The organism is Hyphomicrobium facile (assembly GCF_900116175.1).
GTDB lineage: Bacteria > Pseudomonadota > Alphaproteobacteria > Rhizobiales > Hyphomicrobiaceae > Hyphomicrobium_B > Hyphomicrobium_B facile.
The window spans coordinates 186,407-200,656 of record NZ_FPCH01000005.1 but is presented as its reverse complement, the minus strand read 5'-3'; the positions used below and the strand labels follow the sequence as shown (position 1 = coordinate 200,656).

The 14,250-nt window shown below is 62.6% G+C and carries 12 protein-coding genes and 1 tRNA gene; 9 read left to right on the top strand and 4 right to left on the bottom strand.

Going from position 1 to position 14,250, the window contains the following annotated elements; genetic code table 11:
• Positions 1-303: 303 nt before the first annotated feature.
• The 3 genes from BM399_RS20485 to BM399_RS20475 all read right to left on the bottom strand — a co-directional run bounded on the left by BM399_RS20485 (position 304) and on the right by BM399_RS20475 (position 1,706).
• Positions 304-852 (bottom strand): BPSL1445 family SYLF domain-containing lipoprotein, encoded by a 549-nt coding sequence (locus BM399_RS20485; RefSeq protein ID WP_092869647.1) that lies wholly within the window; start codon positions 850-852, stop codon positions 304-306.
• A gap of 177 nt (positions 853-1,029) precedes the next feature.
• A tRNA-Val gene (locus BM399_RS20480) sits at positions 1,030-1,104 on the bottom strand.
• An 80-nt stretch (positions 1,105-1,184) separates the two neighbouring features.
• Positions 1,185-1,706, bottom strand: coding sequence for a hypothetical protein (locus BM399_RS20475; protein WP_092869646.1), 522 nt, complete (start codon positions 1,704-1,706; stop codon positions 1,185-1,187).
• 332 nt (positions 1,707-2,038) lie between these two features.
• On the opposite strand from BM399_RS20475, the gene BM399_RS20470 reads away from it, so the two are divergent.
• Entirely contained in the window at positions 2,039-4,318 is a 2,280-nt protein-coding gene (locus tag BM399_RS20470; protein WP_425284110.1) for an efflux RND transporter permease subunit, read from the top strand.
• An 82-nt stretch (positions 4,319-4,400) separates the two neighbouring features.
• Positions 4,401-4,778: a DsrE family protein gene (locus tag BM399_RS20465; protein ID WP_092869644.1), complete on the top strand. Its 378-nt coding sequence runs from the start codon at positions 4,401-4,403 to the stop codon at positions 4,776-4,778.
• On the opposite strand, the gene BM399_RS20460 is transcribed toward BM399_RS20465, so the two are convergent.
• Positions 4,744-5,451, bottom strand: coding sequence for an HAD family hydrolase (locus BM399_RS20460; RefSeq protein WP_092869725.1), 708 nt, complete (start codon positions 5,449-5,451; stop codon positions 4,744-4,746). The genes BM399_RS20465 and BM399_RS20460 overlap by 35 nt on opposite strands.
• Positions 5,452-5,609: 158 nt before the next feature.
• Here BM399_RS20460 and rpiA point away from each other — a divergent pair, with 158 nt between their 5' ends.
• The 7 genes from rpiA (at position 5,610) to gltX (ending at position 14,175) form a co-directional block, all read left to right on the top strand.
• Positions 5,610-6,332 (top strand): ribose-5-phosphate isomerase RpiA, encoded by a 723-nt coding sequence (rpiA, locus tag BM399_RS20455; protein WP_092869643.1) that lies wholly within the window; start codon positions 5,610-5,612, stop codon positions 6,330-6,332.
• Positions 6,333-6,334: 2 nt separating this feature from the next.
• Entirely contained in the window at positions 6,335-6,826 is a 492-nt protein-coding gene (locus BM399_RS20450) for a DUF2059 domain-containing protein (RefSeq protein WP_092869642.1), read from the top strand.
• Between the two features lie 18 nt (positions 6,827-6,844).
• Positions 6,845-8,224, top strand: a complete 1,380-nt coding sequence (gor, locus tag BM399_RS20445) for a glutathione-disulfide reductase (RefSeq protein WP_092869641.1) — start codon at positions 6,845-6,847, stop codon at positions 8,222-8,224.
• An 88-nt stretch (positions 8,225-8,312) separates the two neighbouring features.
• The gene (locus BM399_RS20440) at positions 8,313-9,068 is read left to right on the top strand and encodes an SDR family NAD(P)-dependent oxidoreductase (protein WP_092869640.1); all 756 of its coding nucleotides are present in this window, start codon (positions 8,313-8,315) and stop codon (positions 9,066-9,068) included.
• Positions 9,069-9,204: 136 nt separating this feature from the next.
• Positions 9,205-10,608, top strand: a complete 1,404-nt coding sequence (locus tag BM399_RS20435; protein ID WP_092869639.1) for a class II 3-deoxy-7-phosphoheptulonate synthase — start codon at positions 9,205-9,207, stop codon at positions 10,606-10,608.
• Positions 10,609-10,938: 330 nt separating this feature from the next.
• Positions 10,939-12,651 (top strand): NAD+ synthase, encoded by a 1,713-nt coding sequence (locus BM399_RS20425; protein WP_092869637.1) that lies wholly within the window; start codon positions 10,939-10,941, stop codon positions 12,649-12,651.
• 153 nt (positions 12,652-12,804) lie between these two features.
• A complete protein-coding gene (gene gltX / locus BM399_RS20420; protein ID WP_092869636.1) occupies positions 12,805-14,175 on the top strand; it encodes a glutamate--tRNA ligase in 1,371 nt (456 codons plus the stop codon).
• Positions 14,176-14,250 lie beyond the last annotated feature (75 nt).

Genomic DNA, 14,250 nt, shown 5'->3' with positions numbered 1-14,250 from the left:
GGTCGCTCCGGCAGTAGGGCTGCGCTGATGCGGGGCTCGCTGCAAAATGACTACGTTACGGCGTGTACGCTGGATCTACGGGCTTCGTTACCGCCCGGGATCGGATCCGGAATTCGAAATGATCAATCCGTGCCACGCCGCTTGCAATGCCGGCCAACACGATAACGGCAGCGCCAAATGCGCGGCCCTTCAAAAATGATTTTTGCATACGTGCCCCTTCGTGAACGGGGGCAGCACAGCACTTATCGGGCTGACCGGGCTGTTCCCTGCGGAACAGCCCAGCCAAAGCCCTGAGAACCGGACTTACTTTGAAATGCGCGAGATCTTCGATCCCTCGAGCGTGAGATTGTACATCAAGCCCTTCGGATCGAGGATGAAGCCGACGACAGGGCTCGTGATCTTGTTGGTATCGATCGAGCCGCCGACGCCGACGGTGATGATGGCGACGGAGCCGTCGACCCCGACCTTCCATCCGGCCGTGCGCCGAAACTGATCGAGGGCTTCGGGCGTCATGAACGCAATGATGACGGACCGCTCCTGCACACCGAGCTGAAAGCCGAACGAGGCCGAGATCGTGTTATAATAACCGGCGTTACGTCCATGGACGAGAAGCGCGCCTTCGCCGTATTCGCCGCCGAAGCCAAAGCCGGCTTTCACGATGGACGGAAAAACGAGAATACCGGCAGCCTTGTTCGCAAGGTCACGCGCGCCGCCGACCTTGTAGAAAAATCTCTCGAGCGTTTCGTGCACGCTGCCATCGATCTCGTGCGCGGATGCCGCACGGCTCTCTGGTGTAGCCATGACGATGGCACACAGCGCCAACAACGCGACGCTTATTCCCCTGATAGACATAGTGTTCTCCCTCGAACCACCCCGGTTGACCTTAGTGACCGCGATTGATGGCCGAATTTGCGCGGAATGTGGCGAAATCGCGATAAATGGCTTTCAATGGTACGATTAGACCACGCGCGTCTCCCTTCGCGCACGCGAAAGAGTGGACACGTGGTTCAATATGCGAAGCGTTAAGGATGGTGGGCGGTATAGGGATTGAACCTATGACCCCACGCGTGTGAAGCGTGTGCTCTACCGCTGAGCTAACCGCCCGTTTTGGGATGGCCCATATGCGAGGCGTCGCATGGCACTGTCAAGCTGTCAGGATCGCCGCGCGTCCCGCGCTCGGCGCCTCAGCGCTTCGCCGGAAGGACAGCAGCGCTCGACAGGATCGCCTCTATCGCGGCGCGGGTCGCGTGGCCGTTGTCGATCTCGCTCTTCGGCGCGTAGGCGGTGATGATGGCGGCCCGTTTGGCATCGCCGAGAATCAGCAGGAACCGCGACTCAGGCCCCTTGGCCCCGACAGCATCGGCCAGGACGTAGCTGTAGGTGTCCCGCCGGTCCAGCGCACCGGGGGCGTACGCGGCGTTCGTATATTTGAGGCTCGCGAGAAAATCGAGGAACGGCTGTCCCCTGAATTCCTCCAGCGCTTCCGGCGGAAGCTCTGAGACTTCGACTGTGATGCCCGAAGCATCCTGGTGGATGGTCGGCGTTTCAGCGCCCGCAACCTCTTTGAAATCGTCCGCCACCTCGAGCGCGACGGGCCCGACGACCGCCTTTTTCAACGCGAAGGCACTCGGCACTCCCGCGAAGGCCAAGGCGATTGCGGCGAAGAATAGGGTGGCGATAGTCGGAAGCGGCGAGGTTCTGAGCATCGAAGATCCTGGATCGAAGCCGATGGGGGATGAGCATGAGGCTGTTCCACAACCCGCGGACTTGAAGCAAGGAGAGTTTGCGCAACCGGTGTGATTCGCGTCCCCTTTAACGCGCATCTCTAGCCAAAGTTGTCGGCAATGCCGGCGCACGCTTGTTGACTGCTCATTTACCGCTGCGTTCCATGCGATGTAGTCCTTGCACCCAACCCCAGCAAAATGCGATGTCTCCCGCAAACAAACGCACGATTGCAGGGGGCGCCAGGGCGGCTTCTTAGATCGAAGTCGTTGGGGAGGATGCTTTGAAGCCAACGGAGCCGCAACGCCCGCATCTGATGTCGTTGGGCTTGAACAAGCTCGGCCTCATTGGCATCAAGGCGCCGATCCTTGCCGCCATTATCGTCCTGCTCATCACCGCCGCTGCGGTCACCGGGCTGACGCGCTTGAAAGTGGACGACAGCCTCTCTGAGCTGTTCCGCACGAATACGCCGGAATTCCATACCTACGAAGAGATCGACCGCCGCTTCCCTTCCAGCGAATACGATGTGCTGGTCGTCGTCGAAGGCAAGAACCTTCTCACCCACGATGGCCTGAAGGCCTTCGCATCCGCGGCCGCCGATCTGCAGCTGGCCGACGGCGTCAACGGCATCGTCTCGATGCTCTCGGCCCGCGGCAAGCCCGATCCCACGGGATACGCGCCGCCCATCGTCCCGGATGAGCTGCCCGAAGGCCCGGCCTTCGACCAGATCATGGACGCGCTGAAATCGAACGACATCGTCAAGGGCAAGTTCCTGTCGGAAGACGGCCAGCTTGCGCTGATCGTCCTCTCGCTCAATCGTGATGAGGTCGCCGAGAAATCCGCCAAAACCGTCATCGGCGACATCGAGAAGACCGCGAAGGAAGATCTGGAACCCGCCGGTCTCAGCGTGAAGCTCGCCGGCGCACCGGTGATGCAACTCGAAATCCGCAACGCCGTCGAGCGCGATCAGATCGTCTATAACGGCCTCGGCCTGTTGTTCGGCGCGGCCATCGCGGCACTGTTCTTCCGGCGCGTGTCGCTGATGCTCGTCGCCGCGCTGCCGCCCGTCATCGCGGTCTGCTGGTCGCTGGGCCTGCTCGGCTGGTTCAACTTCAAGCTCAATCTCTTCCTGAACGTGATGACGCCGCTCATCCTGGTGATGGGCTTCGCCGACAGCATGCAGATGGTGTCCGCCATTCGCATCCGGCTGCGCGAGGGGGATACCAAGCTTCAGGCCGTCACGTTCGCAGTGAACGTCGTCGGTCCCGCATGCGTACTGGCGCATGGCGCGACGCTTCTGGCGTTCCTCGCTCTTCTATTGTCCGAATCGGGCCTCATCCGCACGTTCGGAGAAGCCGGCGCCATGGCGGTTTGCATCTCCTTCGTGGCCGTAATCGTCGTCCTGCCGATCCTGGGTCTGCTGTTCATCCGCAATGAAAAGACGTTGGCGCGCGATCACGCGCCCGCCGACGGTATGATGGACGCGCTTGGCACGTTCGTCGGCGCCATCGTCGATCGCGTCATCAAGCACTCGGTCCTCTACACGCTCCTTGGAGTTGGGCTTTTCATCTATTTCGCCTCGCTCCATCTGCAACTTGAGCCGCGCTACCGGCTCGCCGATCAGGTGCCCGACCGCGAGCAGGCGCTCGCAGCGACCGGCCGCATCGACTCCAAGCTGACCGGCGCCAATCCCTTCCACGTCATGATCCAATGGAAGAACGGCGCCAGCCTCTACGATCCGGGCACGCTCAAAGTCATCGAGGAGACGCACCTCGCGCTTGAGAAGGCGGCCGGCCTCGGCAACGTCTGGTCGCTCGAAAGCCTCAGGCGCTGGCTGCGCGAAAACGGCGACGACAACGTCGAAACGGTGAAGAAATACGTCAATCTGCTTCCCGATCATCTCGTCCGCCGCTTCATCGCCAAGGAGCAGGACGCGGTGCTCGTCACCGGCCGTTTGCCGGACGTCGACGCCAGCCAGATTCTGCCGCTCGTCCATAAGGTCGACGAGGCGCTTGATCCGGTCCGCAAAGCCTATCCGGCCTATGAAATATCAGTGACGGGACTGCCGGCGATCGCCGCCCGCAACAGCCACCGCATGATCACGCAGCTCGATGAAAGCATCCCGATTTGCGTGCTTATCGCCGCAGTGCTGCTCGCCATCGCCTTCCGCTCCTTCTTTGTCGGCGTCATCAGCCTTCTACCCGGCCTTTTCCCGGTCGTCACGACGGGAGCGATGCTGTGGTTTCTCGGAGGAGGCCTCGAGTTCTCGTCCGTCGTCGCGCTGATCGTGGTGTTCGGATTGGGCGTCGACGCGCTCATTCACTTCCTCAATCGCCTGCGATTGGAGGAAAAGCCGGGCGTCGCTCCCGAGGTTGCGATCCGCAACGCCCGCGTGCTCGTCGGCCCCGCGATCATCCTGACGACGATCGTGCTCGCCTTTGGCCTCGGCGTGACGATTTTCTCCGAGCTGCCGTCGCTTCGGCTCTTCGGCCTCGTCTGCGGCGTGACGCTTCTCGCGTCACTCGTCGCCGATCTCGTGTTCTTGCCCGCGACGATTCTCGTCTATCGCCGTTACATCAGCGGCCACGACGTTTGACGAAGCGGGTTGCCGCAAGGTTGCAGCAGGCGTCCTCGCGGGCGTAGTGTGTCCCTCATCCTCAGCGGAGCGAGGGGCAGCGATGCCGCAGAAGCTCATTATCGTCCTGGCGAACGCCGATCCGCGAAGCGGCGAGAGCTTGAGTGCACCGCTCTTCCAGGCGTCCGTCGCCGCCGGAATGGACTATCACGTCGAGGTCATCTGCACGGGTACCGCCGCGACGCTTCTGAAAACCGGCGTTGCCGGCAGCATCCGGCTGAAACCCGACGAAGCCCGTTCGATTTATGATTTCATCAAGGAAGCGCACGCCGCAGGCGTCAGGTTCTTCTGCTTCTCGCCCGGGCTCGATGTCTGCGCCATGCGCAAGGAAGACGTGATCCCCGAATGCAGCGGCGTCATCGGCGCCGCGCATTTCATCGAGGAAATCATGTCGAGCGACTGCCGGGTTCTGACATACTGACGGCACTGCCGAGAAACGTCTCGATCGCGCGCGGCAGGTGCCGGTAGTCGTCGATGATGGCGTCGGGCCCGAACGACGCAACGGGATCGACGCTGTAGCCGAAGCTGACCGCAACGACCGGGATCGAAGCGGCTTTCGCCGTCTTGATGTCCGTCTCGCTGTCGCCGATCATGATGCTGGTCTCTGGCCGCCCACCCGCCAGCGCTATGGTGCCCGTCAGGTGCCGCGGATCGGGCTTATAGGCGCCGAGGCTATCGCGGCCGGTCAAAGCCGAAAAATAGTGGTCGAGCTTCATCGTCTCCAGAACGGCGCGCGCTTGCGCTTCCATCTTGTTCGTGCAGACCGCGAGCGTGGCGCCGCGGGCCTTAAGCCCCTCGAGCGTCGCGATGACGTGCGGATAGGGGACGCTATAGTCCGCGATGTGTGCGGAATAATAGACGATGAAGACCTCGAAGAGGTCGTGCAGCTCCCGCTCCGACAGCTTCCGGCCATGGGCTTTCACCGCCCCCTCGATCATCGCCAGCGCCCCGTGTCCGACGAACGGGCGAATTTCGAGTTCGTTGATGCGGTCGAGACCGAGCGTCGCGAGCACGTGATTCGTCGCTTCGGCGAGGTCGGGAGCCGTATCGATGAGCGTCCCGTCAAGATCGAAGACGATGGTCCAGCCCTGCATGAATTCTCCTCGCATTTTCAAAGTAGCGTATTCATCTCAGGCGGCCCTGTCACGGCGTCACGACGGCTCGCTCGGATGGCTGGCTTGAAAGAGCCGCATCCGGAGCCTAGAGAGGTCCCGCGCGGAGGGCGCGATTTTTGCAAAAGCTTGAGGCCGTAATGAGCACTGACGATTGGAAGCGACAAGCCGCCGAACAGGCGCTGACGTACGTTGAAGACGGTATGAAGCTCGGCCTCGGCACGGGCTCGACAGCAGCAAAATTCGTCGATCTTCTCGGCGCCAAAGTGAAAAGCGGCCTCAAGGTCGTTTGCGTGCCGACATCGGAAGCGACGCGCGCTCAGGCGGCGGCGCTGGGCATCCCGCTGACGACGCTCGACGAGACGCCGGAACTCGATTTGACGATCGACGGCGCCGACGAAATTGATTCGGACCTGCGGCTCATCAAGGGCGGCGGCGGTGCACTCCTCCGGGAAAAGATCGTGGCCGTCGCCTCCGATCGCGTCGTCATCATCGCCGACAACTCAAAGCGCGTCGAAAATCTCGGCCTCTTCCCGCTGCCGCTCGAAGTCGTCCCGTTCGGACTGGGGGCGACACAGAACTTGATCGTCAAGCTTGCAGCCGATTGCGGGTGCGAAGGCGAGGTAAAGCTGCGCGTTGGCACGGACGGCAAGCCATTCGTAACCGACAACGGCAATCATATTCTCGATTGCGCCTTCGGCTTGATTGACGATCCGGAAGCCTTGGACGACGCTCTGAAGCTGGTGCCGGGCGTCGTCGAATCCGGCTTGTTCATAGGAATTGCAGACGTCGGGATCATTGCCGGGCCAAAAGGCGTTGAAGTGCTGTCCGGCATTGAAACCGATTTCGAAGAGGACTTCTGATCATGGGGCAAGCCCTGCGAATAGCTGCTTTGTGCCTTATCTGCTTCACGACTGCAGCGTTCGCGGATGATGCCACGCCGCCTCCCGATCCCGCGCGCGTCGCCGCCGCGCGCGAACTGCTCGAAGTGACCGGCGTAAAGAAGCAGATGGCCGGCATGATCGAAGCCATGACGCACGGCTTCGCCCAAGGCGTCGGTGCCGACGCATCGGAAGCTGGTAAAAAGCGTTCCGAGCAATTCGATGAGGGCATGAAGAAGCTCCTCGACTATCAGGAGCAGTTGATCACCGATTGCGCCAACCTTTACGCCGAGACGTTCACGGCCGAAGAATTGAAAGCTGTCACCGATTTCTATCGCTCGGGCCCAGGCGCCAAGTTCATCCAGAAAACGCCTGAGCTGATGCGGAAGGGCGCCGAGATCGGCATGAAATACTCAAGCAAGATCGCCGACGAGATGAGGGCTGGCGCAACACCGCCGCCCGCCGATCAGAAATAGTTCACATCAGACCGCGCCATGAGAAACTTTGATTTTGATCTCTTCGTCATCGGCGCTGGCTCCGGTGGCGTCAGGGCTGCCCGCATTGCGGCAAGCTACGGCGCAAAGGTCGCCATCGCCGAGGAATATCGGGTCGGCGGCACCTGCGTCATCCGCGGTTGCGTTCCCAAGAAGCTCCTCGTCTACGCCAGCCGCTTCGCCGATGACTTCGAAGACGCCAAGGGCTTTGGCTGGACCGTCAGCGAGACGTTCGATTGGCCGTCCCTGATACGCGCGAAAGACAAGGAAATATCGCGCCTCGAAGCCGCCTATCGCGCCACGCTGCAAAAATTCAAAGTGGAGGTTTTCGCCGAAAGGGCAACACTCGTCTCGGCCAATGAAGTTCGCCTCGCGACGTCGGGGCGGATCGTCACTGCGAAGACAATTCTGGTGGCGACCGGTGGACACCCCAACATCGATCCGAAGCTCCCGGGCGTCGAGCACGTCATCACGTCCAACGAAGCGTTCAATCTGAAAGAACTGCCGCGCCGCATCGTCATCGCGGGCGGCGGCTACATCGCCGTCGAGTTCGCCTCGATCTTCCATGGCCTCGGCTCCGAGGTGACGCTGATCTATCGCGGCGACAAATTCCTTCGCGGCTTCGACGAGGATTTGCGCGACGGGCTCGCTGCCGCAATGACGGCACGCGGCATCCGCATCATCAACGGGCAAGTGTTCACGAAGATCGCGAAGACGGCATCGGGTCTCGCCGGCACGATCACGGGAGGCGAGACGCTCGAAGCCGATCAGATCATGTTCGCTATCGGCCGTTCTCCCAACACGAAGAATCTCGGCCTCGAAGCCCTCGGCGTTCATCTCGATCCCGTAGGCGCCATTGTCGTCGACAACGCCTCGCAAACGTCGGTGCCGTCGATCTACGCCGTCGGCGACGTCACCAATCGCGTGAACCTGACGCCGGTCGCGATCCGCGAAGGCCACGCGTTCGCCGACACCCTATTCGGCAAGAAGCCGTGGATGGTCGATTACACAACGATCCCGACCGCCGTCTTCTCGACGCCCGAGATCGGCACCGTCGGCTACACCGAGCAGGAAGCCCGCGCCCAATACGCCGACGTCCATATCTACAAAGGGAGCTTCCGGCCGATGAAGGCCATCGTGGCCGGCCGCGACGAGAAAATGCTCGTGAAGATTGTTGTCGAGGGCGCAACGGACCGCGTCGTCGGCGTCCACGTCTTCGGGCCGGATGCGGCCGAAATCGTGCAGATGGCGGCAGTTGCCGTCCGCCTGCGCGCCTGCAAGGCGGATTTCGACCAGACGATGGCCTTGCATCCATCCGCCGCAGAGGAACTGGTCACACTTCGCGAAAAATGGATCGCACCTGGCGAAGCTGCCGGTTGATCGCGGGTTGGCCCCGCCGTATGGCTTCGCCCCACTTCACGACGAGACGGCTTCATGACGAGCCGGGCGCCACGACCAGAGGGAACACATGACGCGGCTCAGCGGAAAGATCGCCATCGTAACGGGCTCGGGCGGCGGCATCGGGCGAGCCATCGCCGAGCGCTTTGCCGTCGAAGGCGCGCATGTCTGGGTCACCGATATCAATGGCGAAACCGCGGAAGAGGCGGTTCGCCACATCAAGTCGAAGGGCGGCGCCGCAACCGCGATGCTCGTCGATGTCTCAAAGGGGCAGGATACGACGGCGCTCCTCCGGAATGTCGAGAAGGCGCATGGATACGCAGACATCCTCGTGAATAACGCCGGCATTCTCGTTCGCGGCGAAATTCGTCAGTTGTCGGATTCCGATTGGGCGAAGCTACGTGAGGTCAACCTCGATGCGATACTGAGGCTTTCGCGCGACGGGCTGCCGCTGCTGCGGAAGTCGAAGGCGCCGTCGATCATCAATATCTCGTCCATCATGGCGAACCGGGGCCTGCGTCCGCTTGCGGCCTACACGGCGACCAAGGGCGCGATCACGGCCTTGACCAAGGGCCTCGCGGTCGAATACGCCCCCTTTAACGTCCGCGTGAATTCCGTCGCGCCGGGTTATGTCGAAACCGGCATTACCGATCGCCTCTTGAAGCTACCGCCGGTCAAGAAGGCCCTGATCGATAAGACGCCGATGGGCCGCCTCGGCCGCCCCGAAGACATGACCGGAGCCGCGGTCTTTTTTGCCTCCGACGACAGCCTATATTGCACTGGCTCGGAACTGGCCGTCGACGGCGGCATGTCTGCCGGACTCTGAGCGCTTAAAGGCAGGTCACTCTGGCGCTAGCGCGGGCCGCGGATATCTCCTATAAGCCCCGAGATAATATGCCACAGAGCAATTGAAGGCGCGGCCCCTGGGTACGCGCCCAATATGTGCTCTTCAGGAGTTAACTATGGCGTCGAACGCCCCACTCGAAAAATGGTCGCCGGACAGCTGGCGCAACAAGCCCATCATGCAGGTGCCGGAGTATCCGGACGCCAAGGCTTTGGCCGACGCCGAAGCCAAGCTCGCGACGTTCCCCCCGCTCGTTTTTGCAGGTGAAGCGCGGGAGCTGAAAAAGCAGCTCGCGGTCATCGCATCGGGCACCGGTTTTCTGCTCCAGGGCGGCGACTGCGCCGAGAGCTTCGCCGAGCACCGCGCCGACAATATCCGTGATTTCTTCCGCGTCTTTCTGCAGATGGCGGTGGTGCTGACGTATGCCGGCGGCGAGCCCGTTACGAAGCTTGGGCGCATCGCCGGGCAGTTCGCGAAACCGCGTTCCGCGCCGACCGAGAAGAAGAACGGTCTGGAGCTGCCGAGCTATCGCGGCGACATCATCAACGGGCCGGAGTTCACGGCGGAAGCCCGCATCCCTGATCCCGTCCGTCAGCTCGAAGCCTACCGCCAGTCGGCGGCGACGCTGAACCTGATCCGCGCCTTCGCAACGGGCGGCTATGCCGACCTCGAGCGCGTGCACCAGTGGAACATGGGCTTCGTGAAGGATAGCCCGCAGGGCCATCATTATCAGGAGATCGCCGACCGCATCTCCGAGACGCTGCAGTTCATGCGCGCTTGCGGAATTACGTCCGACAACACGCCGCAACTTCGCACGACGAGCTTCTACACCAGCCACGAAGCGCTGCTTCTCGGCTACGAAGAGGCGCTGACGCGAAAGGATTCGACGAGCGGCGACTGGTACGCGACGAGCGGGCACATGATCTGGATCGGCGACAGGACGCGCCAGCCCGATCACGCCCACATCGAGTACTGCCGCGGCATCAAGAATCCGATCGGCCTGAAGTGCGGCCCCTCGCTCGACGCCGACGGTCTGTTGCGCCTGATCGACCTTCTGAACCCGAAGGACGAGCCCGGCCGCCTGACGCTCATCTGCCGGTTCGGCTACGACAAGGTCGAAGCGCACCTCCCGAAGCTCATTCGCGCGGTTAAGAAGGCCGGCCGTTCCGTAGTCTGGTCTTGCGACCCGATGCACGGCAACACGATCTCCGCCGTCAACGGCTACAAGACGCGGCCCTTCGATCGCATCCTGAAGGAAAGCCTGTCGTTCTTCGAAGTCCACCGGGCCGAGGGAACGCACGCGGGCGGCATCCACGTCGAGATGACCGGCCAAAACGTCACCGAATGCACCGGCGGTGCGACGGCGATTTCCGAGCAGGACCTTTCGGACCGCTACCATACCCACTGCGATCCGCGCCTCAACGCCGACCAGGCGTTGGAACTTGCCTTCCTCGTTGCTGAGCAATTGAAGAAAGAGCGAGATGCTGACGGGCGGCCGGAACCGAAAACGCTGACCGCATAGCCAGCGAAATTTCCCGCCGGCGGCAAATGCTGTATACTGATTGGCGGCTTGCGATTGCGAGCCGCCAATTCGGTTTTGCGGCAATGCGAATACGCCTCCTTCTGATCTTGGCCGCGATCGCGGGAATTTCCGCGGCCACGGCCCACGCGCGACCGGCGCCGGTTGATCAACGCATCCACGAGAGCGATATCTGCTGGGACCCGGACGTCGAATTCCCGGTCCCTTGCGACGATGACTCGGGTTGAGATGACTCGGGTTGAGCGCATCCTGCGTTCTGGCCAGGACGTCGTGGTCCTGGACCTGGATTGCGGTGCACTCTAAATACCGGGCATGACCGCACCCCATTCGCTCAAGATCGCCCTCGCTCAGCTCAATCCCGTCGTCGGGGATTTGAACGGCAATGCCGAACGCGCCGCAGCCGCCCACGCCCGAGCCAAGGAGCTTGGCGCCGACGTCGTCGTGTTCCCCGAGCTTTTTCTCAACGGCTACCCGCCGGAAGACCTCGTCCTGAAACCAGCGTTTCAACAGGCGACGCGCGAGCGGCTCGAATGGTTGGCCGCCGCCTGCGCCGAAGGCCCGGCGATTCTGATCGGCGCGATCTGGAACCACGAGGGCAAGGTCTATAATGCCGTTGCACTGCTCGATGGCGGCCGCATCCAGGCAACGACGCTGAAAGTCGATCTGCCGAACTACGGCGTCTTCGATGAAAAGCGCGTTTTCGCGGCGGGGCCGATGCCGGGGCCATTGAACGTCCGTGGCGTCCGCATCGGCGTGCCGATCTGCGAAGACATCTGGGGCTCGGAGGTCGTCGAGACGCTTGCCGAAACCGGCGCCGAAATCCTCGTATCGCCCAACGGCTCGCCGTTTGATTGGCCGAAGCCCGATAACCGCATGAACGTCGCCGTCGCACGCGTGACGGAAAGCGGCTTGCCGCTCGCCTATCTCAACCAGGTCGGCGGCCAGGACGAATTGGTATTCGACGGCGCGTCGTTCGTGCTGAACGCCGATTGCAGTTTGCCCATCCAGCTTCCCGCGTGGCGCGAAGCGATCGTTCTGATCGAGTGGAAAAAGTCCGCGGACGGCTGGCGGTGCGAGCGGGGAGACGTCGCGAAGCTTCCCGCAGGTCCGGCGTCCGCCTATCAGGCCTGCGTCCTGGGCCTCAGGGACTACGTTGAGAAAAACGGTTTCCCGGGCGTCGTACTCGGACTTTCCGGCGGCATCGATTCAGCGCTCGTCGCGGCCATCGCCGTCGATGCGCTGGGACCCGCGCGCGTCCACGCGATCATGCTGCCTTCGAAATATACGTCCGACGACAGTTTGCACGATGCCGCCGCCTGCGCGAAGGCGCTCGGCATTCGCTACGACAAGATTTCGATCGAACCGACCGTCGCTGGCCTCACCTGGAGCCTCAAGGATCTTTTCGCCGGCTCCAATGCCGACATCACCGAAGAGAACATGCAGAGCCGTGTGCGCGGTACGATCCTGATGGCCGTGTCGAACAAGTACGGTGGCATGGTCGTCACCACCGGCAACAAGAGCGAAATGTCCGTCGGCTACGCGACCCTCTACGGCGACATGAACGGCGGCTACAATCCGATCAAGGATCTCTACAAGACCGAGGTCTACGACTTGACGCGCTGGCGCAACGCCCATGTGCCGGAAGGCGCGCTCGGTCCCTCGGGCGTCGTCGTTCCCGAACGCATCCTGACGAAAGCGCCGACGGCCGAACTCCGCGCTAACCAGACCGATCAGGATTCGCTTCCGCCCTACGAAGCGCTCGACGACATCCTCAGATGCCTCGTCGAAAAGGAGATGCCGGTCGCCGACGTGATCGCTCGCGGCCACGCCGTCGAAACGGTGAAGAAGGTCGAACGGCTGCTCTATCTCGCCGAATACAAGCGCCGCCAGGCGGCTCCCGGCGTCAAGATTTCGGCCCGGAACTTCGGCCGCGATCGCCGCTATCCGATCACCAACAAATTCCGCGAGGATGTGGCGCAAGCGATCGCCGCGCCTGCAACCAAAGCTGGCGGCAAGGGCATGTAGTTCCTACTTCCAACGTCATCCCGCGAAGGCCGGGAGCGATCCAGGCCAGAGACTTGGGCGGATGCCCGCCTAGGATGACGGTTACGCCGGCCCTCCCTTGCGTTTGGCCTAGCAGGAAGTAGGGTGCGGCGCTGAATCGATCAAAGGCCAGACATGACACCCCGCGTCCGTTTCGCACCGAGCCCAACAGGGCGGCTCCACATCGGCAACATCCGGACGGCCGCGCTTAACTGGCTGTTCGCCAGGAAGCACGGCGGCAGCTTCCTGCTGCGCCTCGATGATACCGACACGGTGCGCTCGACGGAGGAATTCGCCGCCGCAATCCGCGATGACCTGACCTGGCTCGGACTCACCTGGAACGATTTCGCGCGCCAGCAGGACCGGACGGCCCGCTACGACGAAGCAGCAGCAGCGCTCAAAGCCTCAGGGGCGCTCTATCCGTGCTTCGAGACGGAAGAGGAACTCGACCGCCGCCGCAAGCGCCAGCTCGCGATGCACCGGCCGCCCATCTACGACCGCGCCGCGCTGAAGCTCTCAGCGGAAGAGATCGCCGCCAAAATCGCAGCCGGTGAGAAGCCGCATTGGCGCTTCAGGCTGCCGAACACTTCCGAAGGACGCGGGCTCACACCGCAGCCGACGCTCATTTCATGGAACGACCTGATCCGCGGCGATCAGTCGGTCGATCTCGGCTCGCTGTCCGACCCGGTGCTGATCCGCGGCGACGGAACGTACCTCTACACGTTCACGAGCGTCATCGACGACGTCGATTTCGCCATCACGCACATCGTACGCGGCGAAGATCATGTGACGAACACGGGCGTGCAGATGGCGATCTTCGAAGCGGCGGGCGCGACGCCTCCCGCATTCGGTCACCACTCGCTGCTCGTCGGCGCCGACGGACAGGCGCTGTCGAAACGCCTCGGCGCGCTCTCGATCCAAAGCTTCCGCGACGAAGGCCTTGAGCCGATGGCGGTCCTCTGCCATGCGGCGCTCGTCGGCACGTCGGACGCGATCGAGCCCTTGCAGTCGCGCGATGACCTCGCAGCCAAGCTCGATTTCTCGAAAATCTCGACGGCCCCCGGACGCTTCGATGTCGCCGAGCTGAAGGTGCTGAACAGCAAGCTCCTTCACACGCTCGAATACGCAGCCGTCGCGGAGCGTCTGCGCGCCGCCGGCATCGAAGGCCGTGAGCACTTTTGGAATGCCGTCCGCGGCAACCTCGAGACCTTCGGCGACGCCAGCATCTGGTGGAACGTGGTCGCGGGCGACATCGAGCCGGTGATCGAAGATTCGAAGTTGACCGTCGCCGCCGCGAGCGTCTTGCCGGACGCGCCGTGGAGCGAGAACACCTGGTCGGAGTGGACGGCCGCCGTCAAAGCGAAGACGGGCGCCAAGGGCCGGGCCCTGTTCCATCCGCTGCGGCTCGCCTTGACCGGTCGCGAAGCCGGTCCGGAACTGAAGACGCTACTGCCGTTGATGGGCCGCGACCGCGTGCTCGCGCGCCTCGAAGGCAAACGCGCTTGACGCGCATCGCGCGTCTCCACCCACCGTCATCCCGGCGAAGGCCGGGATCCATCCAAGCCAGAGACTTGGTCGGAT

Bases quoted from the DNA above. Each gene is read 5' to 3' on its own strand.
- BM399_RS20425 (WP_092869637.1), top strand. From the start codon at position 10,939: ATGACCGCACCCCATTCGCTCAAGATCGCCCTCGCTCAGCTCAATCCC.
- gltX (WP_092869636.1), top strand. From the start codon at position 12,805: ATGACACCCCGCGTCCGTTTCGCACCGAGCCCAACAGGGCGGCTCCAC.
- BM399_RS20440 (WP_092869640.1), top strand. From the start codon at position 8,313: ATGACGCGGCTCAGCGGAAAGATCGCCATCGTAACGGGCTCGGGCGGC.
- BM399_RS20450 (WP_092869642.1), top strand. From the start codon at position 6,335: ATGGGGCAAGCCCTGCGAATAGCTGCTTTGTGCCTTATCTGCTTCACG.
- BM399_RS20460 (WP_092869725.1), bottom strand. From the start codon at position 5,451: ATGCAGGGCTGGACCATCGTCTTCGATCTTGACGGGACGCTCATCGAT.
- BM399_RS20470 (WP_425284110.1), top strand. From the start codon at position 2,039: ATGTCGTTGGGCTTGAACAAGCTCGGCCTCATTGGCATCAAGGCGCCG.
- BM399_RS20435 (WP_092869639.1), top strand. From the start codon at position 9,205: ATGGCGTCGAACGCCCCACTCGAAAAATGGTCGCCGGACAGCTGGCGC.
- BM399_RS20485 (WP_092869647.1), bottom strand. From the start codon at position 852: ATGTCTATCAGGGGAATAAGCGTCGCGTTGTTGGCGCTGTGTGCCATC.
- BM399_RS20475 (WP_092869646.1), bottom strand. From the start codon at position 1,706: ATGCTCAGAACCTCGCCGCTTCCGACTATCGCCACCCTATTCTTCGCC.
- rpiA (WP_092869643.1), top strand. From the start codon at position 5,610: ATGAGCACTGACGATTGGAAGCGACAAGCCGCCGAACAGGCGCTGACG.
- BM399_RS20465 (WP_092869644.1), top strand. From the start codon at position 4,401: ATGCCGCAGAAGCTCATTATCGTCCTGGCGAACGCCGATCCGCGAAGC.
- gor (WP_092869641.1), top strand. From the start codon at position 6,845: ATGAGAAACTTTGATTTTGATCTCTTCGTCATCGGCGCTGGCTCCGGT.